This window comes from Bacteroidales bacterium (genome assembly GCA_041671145.1).
GTDB lineage: Bacteria > Bacteroidota > Bacteroidia > Bacteroidales > JAHJDW01 > JAQUPB01.
Genome location: JBAZBZ010000006.1, coordinates 130,332 through 138,351 on the forward strand (window position 1 = coordinate 130,332; position 8,020 = coordinate 138,351).

General features: G+C 32.2%; 5 protein-coding genes. 1 reads left to right on the forward strand and 4 read right to left on the reverse strand.

The annotated features are described in order from the left end of the window. Window positions 1-89: 89 nt before the first annotated feature. Window positions 90-2,756, forward strand: coding sequence for a hypothetical protein (locus tag WC223_03850; GenBank protein ID MFA6923368.1), 2,667 nt, complete (start codon window positions 90-92; stop codon window positions 2,754-2,756). Here the strand turns inward: WC223_03850 and WC223_03855 are convergent. The 4 genes from WC223_03855 to WC223_03870 form a co-directional block, all read right to left on the reverse strand. Continuing rightward, window positions 2,751-3,092, reverse strand: coding sequence for a cupin domain-containing protein (locus tag WC223_03855; protein MFA6923369.1), 342 nt, complete (start codon window positions 3,090-3,092; stop codon window positions 2,751-2,753). The genes WC223_03850 and WC223_03855 overlap by 6 nt on opposite strands. A gap of 300 nt (window positions 3,093-3,392) precedes the next feature. After that, window positions 3,393-4,475, reverse strand: a complete 1,083-nt coding sequence (locus WC223_03860) for an ABC transporter permease (GenBank protein MFA6923370.1) — start codon at window positions 4,473-4,475, stop codon at window positions 3,393-3,395. Between the two features lie 254 nt (window positions 4,476-4,729). Beyond that, window positions 4,730-6,223: a S41 family peptidase gene (locus WC223_03865; protein MFA6923371.1), complete on the reverse strand. Its 1,494-nt coding sequence runs from the start codon at window positions 6,221-6,223 to the stop codon at window positions 4,730-4,732. Between the two features lie 432 nt (window positions 6,224-6,655). Beyond that, window positions 6,656-7,525 (reverse strand): T9SS type A sorting domain-containing protein, encoded by an 870-nt coding sequence (locus tag WC223_03870; protein ID MFA6923372.1) that lies wholly within the window; start codon window positions 7,523-7,525, stop codon window positions 6,656-6,658. Window positions 7,526-8,020 lie beyond the last annotated feature (495 nt).

The window sequence follows — 8,020 nt, forward strand, 5'->3', positions numbered from 1 at the left end:
TATTATATTTGTATAGTTAATAACAACAAATTATGTTCAAAGTTGAAAACCCGAACAAATGACCTGTTATCTTAAATGATTGATAAATTATGATAACTCACTTATCAGATTTTATTCTCAGAGCGAATTACACGAACTACAAATGTTCTGAATTTTTCTGTAGCAATTATTTATCAAATGACCCTTCGGAGCACAAATTTGCAGGTTATGTGCATCCTGAAATTGAATATGTGGTTGAGCATGGAAAAAAACTTCGTGCAATTGACACAGTTTATATTGATATTCCTTTTTTAAGTGCTTCAAATAAAGAAAATGCAAAAGAATATTTAATTCATTTAATAAATGCTGAAAAAGGAGATGAGAAATCCCGAAATTACCTTTTGAAAAAAAGAACAGATTATTATAAAGCATTAAAAAAAATATTTACATCAAACATTTTTACGGATGACAAATATGTTGTTCCTTCAATCACAAATAAAAAATGCAATGCTAAATTAGTTAGTCACAAAGGAGCAACGCTAATAGAGCTTACTCAGGAAGGATTTCCTGTACCCGACTTTTGTATTTTAACATCAGAAAATTATTCGCTTCCACAAAAAAATAAAATAAAAAATATTGAAAATGCAATTTCAAATCTTGAAAAGCTGACTTTTTCCAAAATAGGAGCTACCGAAAATCCGTTGATTCTTGCGATGCGTTGTGCAATGCCGGAATATATTCCGGGTTTAATGCCCACTTATCTGAATGTTGGTGTTACTGATAAAATTTATCTTCAATTAAAAAAAACTTATGGCATTGAAGTTGCGAATAAAATTTATTACAACAACTTAAAAACAATTCATGCAAAACTCTATCCCGATTTCGACTGCAATACCGATGATTCAGCAAATAAAAGCGAGCAGATTGATTTTGAGAAAATGATTAATTATTATTTTGAGAAAATTTCCATTAAAGACAACAACCTGCTTACCGATGCATATTACCAGTTTGAATTTTTTATAGGTAAAGCCGAAACATTTTATAAAAACAATGAAGATTTAATTTACACATTTCAAAAGGGAAGGAAAACACATCACTCAATAATACTGCAAAAAATGGTATGGACGGTGCGTGATGAAGATTCTTACCCCGGTGTTTTATATACAAGTCATTCCCGAACGGGTTTGGGCATGCAGATTGAAAGTGTAAAAAACATATTTGGCGAAGACATAATGACAGGGTTAGTAAATACAGAACATACCGAATTTTTCAATAGGGATGAAATAAAAGTTCAATTTCCTGCAATTTATCATTTTTCAGTACTTTCACCATTATTAGAAAAAAAACTTAAATCTCCCGCAACAATTGAATTTGCTGCTGAATCATTTAACGGAAGGCATTTCTTTTCAATACTGCAATTAGATAATTCAGAATTAACAGGCAGAGCAACATTGTTGTCGGCAATTCATTTATATAAGCGTAAAATTATAAGCAAAAAAAGAGTAGTTAAATTAATTCACCCATATCATCTCAGACAGATATTTTCAGAACGCATAGACAACGAATCATTGAAAGAGCTGAAGTTTTTTTGCCACGGCATATCAATATTACCGCGCTCGGCAGTATCGGCGAAAGCTTATTTTTCTGCAAATGCGGCTATAGAAGCCAAAAAAAAGGGAGAAAAGGTTTGCTTCTGTAAATCCACATTCAGCCCTTCTGACAGAATAGTGATGAGCGAAGTAGATGCCATTATAAGCATGACACCGGCGGCAATACATGTTGTAACTGCTTGCCTTGGTTATGGAATTCCGGCACTTATAAATCTCGAAAACTATAATATAAAATTAGTAAATAACTCGCTTGTCAATGAGCATGGAGTTGCAATAAATGAGGGAGATTGGATAACAATTTCGAGCAAACACAGGATATTATTTTTAGGAAAAGCAAATTATAAACCGGCACGATTTCAAAAATATCTTGAAGGGCAAAAGCTTGAACTGGAGCCAAAGGAAGAAAAGGTTTTTATAAATATGGCAACAGCTTTCGGGGAATACCAGAAAATTGTAAATTCTCTTGATTCCGGCGACATTACGAAATTGTCCGATTTGGTTAAACTAATAAGAAATGATTTGCAAAAAAATCCGGGAAAAGCTGCAAACATTGTTAATAAATGGTTTGATGCACACACTAATTATTATATTCATCAGATATTGGAAAGCGAATTGGGTACGCACACGGAACAGTATAAACTTTATAATTTCCTTACAACAGACAGGAAAATAAAATTTTTTAAAAATATAATTCCTGTTTGCAGAAGAAAAAATCTTAAAGGCGACAAAGCCGGAGCTTTTATGCTTGGGCGTTTTATGTGCCAGCCGCATCCGATTGCTTTCTGGAAAGAATTAACTCCCAATGAAATTGTTTTTTTACTTAACGAATATGTTCTTTTTGAAAAGTATTTGCAAATACTAAATGATTTCGGCGAAAGACACATTAACCGCATAAGAAACGAAGCGTTAAATTACGATTTAGGAAGCATAAATCTTTCAAAAAAGAATGCAGCAATTTTTATTTCTTTAAAACTATATATAAAAGATTGGAAAGAAATAAATGCAGCATTTAATGCTTCTTTTGATAAAGAAACAAAAATTTTAATTGACCTGCTTCAGGTGCCTTACGGAAGTATTTATGAATTTGATTCTCCATGGTCATATAACGAACTGCAAGAAATTTGTGGAAATGAGCGAATACCTGTTCCCGATAAAAGTGAGTTATAGTGTCTGCTTCTCAAGTTCAACGTAGTCCTGCCGAACAGGCAAAAAACAATCTATAACTTTACATTCTGTTATTGCTTTTGCTGAATGAAGAATATTCGAGGGAATAAAAGCTGACATGCCGGGTGTTAGTAATTTCTGGTCGCCATTCATGTCAAATAAAAGTTGTCCTTCTATTACATGTGTCCACTGCTCGTGAACATGACGGTGTTCTGGCATATCAATATCTTTTTCCAAGGTTACGTGTCCAAAAGTCAACTGGTCGGAATGGTATAATGAACTAGTAATACCTTCCCTGATTTTTACTTTTTTTCTTGTTTTAAAGTCAATGTATGGCATAGTTGTTTATTTTTAAAATTTTTAAAAAAATATCATCATTATCCGATTAAATTTTGTTTGCATTATAATTTCGTGCCTACAGCACTTTAATAAATTTGAATTTGCTTATTCTACCATAATATCGTACCTACGGTACTTTTTTTAGCCTCGTTAGAGGCGACATTTTGGTAGAAATAAAACAAATTAAAAAAGTAAGCCCCGTAGGTGGCGGCATTATATCAATATATTGAAACCATGACATTTTAACATTCATTAAATTATTTTTACCGTTCATTAGTGAATAAATATATATAAGCATTACTAACTCAATTTCACTCTCGGGTCAATAATTGCGTAAGCGATATCCACAAAAATATTTATAAATACAAGCATAATAGAAACAACAAGCACTGCGCCCATTATCACGGGAAAATCATATTTTTCGAGCGAATTTACAATTACAACACCTACACCTTTCCAGTCGAAAATATATTCGACGAAAACAGCTCCTGCCATGAGTGATGCGAGCCATCCCGAAAATGCTGTTACAACAGGATTAAGTGCATTCCGCAAAGCGTGGTTTTTAATTACTTTAAACATGCTTAACCCCTTGGCTCTTGCTGTGCGAATATAATCCTGCGATAAAACATCGAGAAGAGAATTTCTTGTCAGTTCAATAATAATCGCAAGCGGACGGATGCCAAGAGTAAATGCAGGAAGAATAATATTTTTCGGAGCGAGCTCTTTTCCGTTACCGAAATCATCAATTGAATACAAGCTGCCGAACATGTTGAGTCCGGTATAATGAGCCAGCACAAAAGCAAACAGCCACGCAATAATTATTGCAGCAAAAAACGAAGGCAGCGACATTCCGAATACGGCAACAAACAAAGAAATTTTATCCCAGAGAGTATCTTTATAAATTGCACAAAATATGCCAATAAGCATACCAACAATTAAAGCAAATGTCATTGAAACCACTGCAAGTATTATTGTATTGGGCAATGCCTCAAGGATTATTTCCGAAACTTTTTTCTTCGATTGGTATGAGCGCCGCAAATAAGGATATTTTAATACAATGATTTTTTCTTTCGAAATTTTTAAAATTCTGAAATAAGGAGAATACTTGTTAGCATTGAGAAACCAATAATTATTTGCATCCTTAAAATTATGAATTGACACAAGAGACAAATCATTAAGATAGTTAAAATATTGTGTCAACATTGGTTTATCTCTTCCCAAATCCTTATTTATGGCATTCACTGAAGCAATGTCGGCGCGTTGCCCAAGCATCATTCGTGCTGGGTCGCCGGGAAGAATATTGAATAAAATAAAAATTATTGTTACAACACCAAACAACACCAACAAGCCGTAGAATAATCTTTTAATGATGAATTGCAGCACAAGAAAAATAGTTTAAGGTTCAATGTTTAAAGTTTCGGTTTTATTGTCAGTTGTGCAACTTCGATATTCAGTGTTCGATATTTTTCAGCGAATCATTCTAATCTGAACTATTCATAAACTTTTAACAATCATAGCTACGAGCTACAAGTCACGAGCTAAGAGAAAAAAAGAAATTAACAACAAACTACAAACAGTTTAAGTTTTTTGTGAATAATGCAGGCTAAATAAACTTTCTTACTAATGACTATTGATTATTATTCCTGAATTTTCATTTTCCTGAAAGTATTATCCTGAAGTACATCTATTGCTTTTTGAAATGTTTTATCAACATCGCTGACTACTTCGAAATAAGCACTCATGTCAAATAAATTTCGTGCAAATAAAGCTTTAATTTGTGTAACAATAACTCTTTCCGATGTTTTAATTCCTTTATCATCTTTTTTCACTTCTTTTTTTTCTGCATATTTTATAAATGTTTTCAGAAAGTCATCATCAACATTGAAATTCTTTTTAAACACTTCTATTGAGGGATATTTTTCCAGTAATTCTTTTTTATTGTTATAAACATACTCAAGGGTGAATTGATTAAAAACACCTTTTCTGTATAAATCGGTAAGATACTTTGAAGATTCGCTTGTATCAAGGGGAATAAATATATCGGGCATTATGCCGCCGCCGCCGTAAACTAATCTTTTGCCGGGAGTATAATATTTTAACGAATCGGGAAAATGAATGCTGTCGGAGTTATACAATTCTCTTTTTTCCACTCTTTTTGCAATATCTTCAAAATATTTATCCACTCCCTGTTTGTATGATTTTTGAATACATCTGCCGGTAGGTGTGTAATAGCGTGCTGTTGTAAGGCGAATAACCGAACCATCCGTTAAATCGAAAGGACGCTGCACCAAGCCCTTTCCGAAAGAACGTCTTCCTATAATCAAACCTCTGTCCCAATCCTGAATGGCACCTGAAACAATTTCACTTGCAGAAGCAGAACCTTCATCAATAAGCACAATAAGCTTTCCGTTTTTAAAATTTCCTTTTGATGTAGATTTATAATACTGACGCGAACTATTTAATCCTTCGGTATAAACTATCGTTTTATTTCTTTCTATAAACTCATCAGCAAGCTCAACGGCGGTATTAAGGTAACCACCCGAATTGCCGCGTAAATCAAGAATAAGATTCTTTGCTCCTTTTTCTTTCAGTTTTGTTAAGGCATTATTAAATTCGTTAATTGAAGTTGTAGCAAAACGTTCGAGTTTAATATATCCTGTTTCAGAAGTAGCCATAAAAGCTGCATCAACGCTGTATATAGGAATTTTATCGCGAGTGATATTAAAGTCGAGAATATTTTTTTCACCTCTTCTTGAAATTCCAACTTTTACGATTGTTCCTTTCGTACCTCGCAATTTTTTTAATACCCAGCTATTATTAACTTTCATTCCGGTAGCATCTTCACCTTCAATTTTCACAATTTTATCACCCGATAAAATTCCGAGTTTTTCGGAAGGACCGCCTGTAATAACAGCGACAACAAATATTGTGTCATTTAATATCTGAAACTGAACACCTATTCCATCAAAGCTTCCCTGCAAGGGTTCATTGGCTTCTTTAATTTCTTCTTTACTAAGATAAGCGGAATGAGGGTCAAGTTCCTTGAGCATTCCCATTATTGCATATTCGGTAAGTTTACCGGGTTTTGTAGAATCAACATAATAGGCATTTATGCATTTGAGCGCAGCCATAAATTTAATATACGACGAATCAAGCTGTGGACTTTGTGCACAAACAATTTTAAAAGAAAATAAGAAGCAAGTAAAAAATACTCCTAACAGTACATTCCGGAAATTTTTCATAAGAATAAAAAATTAGTAAAGAAAGCAAATGTAATAAATTTCTGCTATATCTTCACCAATTTTTTGGTCTGCGAATTATAATTTTCAGATTTTATTTTCTCGCAGAGTTTTACGCAAAGTTTCGCAGAGATTATTAATTATTCACTTGCTCCCAAAAGTTCTAACGCCAAAACCTGCACGAAAATTGATTTTCTTATAATTTTACCTAATAATAGTTACCGCCCCGTGCAACTCCCACTCCTTCCCATTTTTCCCCATTGCTGAAATTATATGGTAACATGTTGCATCTGGTAGGGTATATCCTGAATAAGTGATTAGCTTTTACTCTTTTAGTATCTTTCTTACTTCAACTGTCTTGTCGGTAATAAGCTTCACAAAATATATTCCACTCGTCAAGTTACTAATGTTAATTTGTGTCTTGCTGTCTTTTATTTGTTGTCTCATTAATTCCTGTCCTTTTATATTGCAAATTGTTAAAAAGTTTTCTCTTATCAGTCGTGGAATTTCAATTATTAATTCATCATTTGAAGGTATTGGATATATATTTATTTTGTTTTCAATGTAGTTCTCTTCAACTTTTGCAGATAATCGACAAATATGTGAAGATATAAATTGTTTATAGCCGTCTTTATTAGAATAACAAACCAACCTACAAACTCCTTCATGACCAGTTGCGCATGGCAACCCATAAAAAGCGTCTAAAAGATCTGTTGCTTTTCCAATTCCTTCGTATTCTGTACTAGCTGTATCATTTAAATTATTAAAATGATAAATTTTTCTAAGATTTGCACCAAAATAAAATGTATCAATGCTAGTTAATATGCATGGGGTTCCAAAAACAGTATCCCCAATAGATAAATTAAAATCATACAATAAATGTTCGTTGATATGAGCAGTATTAACAAAATAAATTCTTTTAAGAGAATCTTCACGAATTCCTCCATAATAATTGAAATGCTTAATAGTATCTATTGTGTCTTTTTGATACCTGTATAATTTATAATACCAATTCCCATTTATTAAAGTATCACCTTTAAAATAATATTCAACATAATAATCCCCAGAACCCCATAAATGATCAAATTCACCCCAGTGTGAAGAATAATCAAAATAATTAAAATAAGTTACCTGTGAATAAGAAAGGTTTGTTATTTTAGTTAAAATTAATAATAGAAGAATTAGTTTTTTCATATCTTTTTATTTTTAAATCAGTACTAAGATAACAAAAAGAAAGACAAAAGTAAAGTACAAACAAGTATTCGGTGGAATTCATTAAGTATTCGGTAAAAACTTAATCCGATATTTTTTTTAAAGATTTGTAGTTTTTAATTGAAAGCAGTACAATAACCTTCTGTATTTTTATATTTATTTATTATATTTTTTTGTTTTTATTTTTTCACAGCAAAGATGCCAAGACGCAAAGTTTTTTGATTTTACAACCACAACAAAATAATCCTGCACAAAAATTGATTTTTTTATAATTTTACCTAATAATAGTTACCGCCCCATGCATCTCCCACTCCTTCCCATCTTTCCCTTCTGCTGAAATTATGTAGTAATATGTCTTATACTGAAATAGGTTGACCATTTTTCGTTAAATATATTTTACAAAATTAGCACTAAATTCCGAAACATTGATAACTTATTAAAAAACCTTTGAGAGTTTTTTAAAAGTTGTCAACATTC